We start from the raw sequence: 1,044 nt of genomic DNA on the forward strand, positions 1-1,044 counted from the left end.
AGAAAGTACCTGATGCTAATGCTGGTTATGCAGTAGTAACCGATGTAAAAACTGGTGCCATTTTAACTATGGCCAACTCGGCAGTTTTTGATCCAAATATATTAAATACACATGTATCATCTAAAAAAGAAAACATTAAATCACTTTCGCAAAATAAAGCAATTCAAAAATTAAAGTATGGTGAGTCTTATGTAAATATGGCCTCTACTATAAAGCCACTTACTATTTTAATTGGATTAAACGAAAGGCTTTTTCAACCCGAAGATACTTATTTAGATAAAGGTACTTTTCAGTATGATAATCAAAATAACATTACTAATGCACCTGGAACGCCAACAGGTGAAATTACACCGAGTCAGGCTATCATTAATTCATCTAATACATTTATGACAGCAAAAGTAGCTCTTCCCTTATTCAACCAAAATAATGGGAATATAGAAAAGGTGGCAAATATATGGACAGATTATTTAATGCAATTCGGCCTTCGTTCTAAAACTGGGATTGATTTACCCTTTGAAGAAGACGGACAATATGAATTTCATCCATCTAATAAGTTTGAAAATGGTATCTCCGCTTTATTAAATGCCTCTTGGGGAGGAAATGAAGTGCATACTCCTCTTCAACTCGCTCAATATACAGCAATTTTGGCAAGTAAAGGTGATAAATATAAACCTCAAATCGTAAGTACTATTATTGGTCAGGACGGTAAGGAAACAAAAAAGTTTAAACCAATCTTAGAAAGTTCAAATCGTTATCCTATGAAATTCTGGAGTGTCGTGCAAGGTGGGATGAGTCAAAATATACAAGAAATTAAAAACTTGCCCTTTCATGTCGCAGGTAAAACAGGTATAACAGGCTCTCCAAACGAGCAAGAAAGAATGATAAATCATTCTCTTTTCATTGCATATGCTCCTACCGAAGATCCACAAATTGCTATTTCTGTCGTTATTCCTGGTAGTAATTCAGAAAAAAATATTGCAGCTCTCGTTACATCAGAAATTTTAGAGTCCTGGAATACTCTTCAAAAAGAAAATAAAAACAAAG

1 protein-coding gene is annotated in these 1,044 nt (G+C 33.8%); it reads left to right on the forward strand.

The features are described 5' to 3' along the window. Nucleotides 1-1,044: penicillin-binding transpeptidase domain-containing protein (locus AC1DTM_RS28185; protein WP_477001455.1), on the forward strand; the 1,044-nt coding region annotated here is incomplete at both ends.

The sequence above is a fragment of the Bacillus sp. P4_D3 genome, assembly GCF_056401855.1.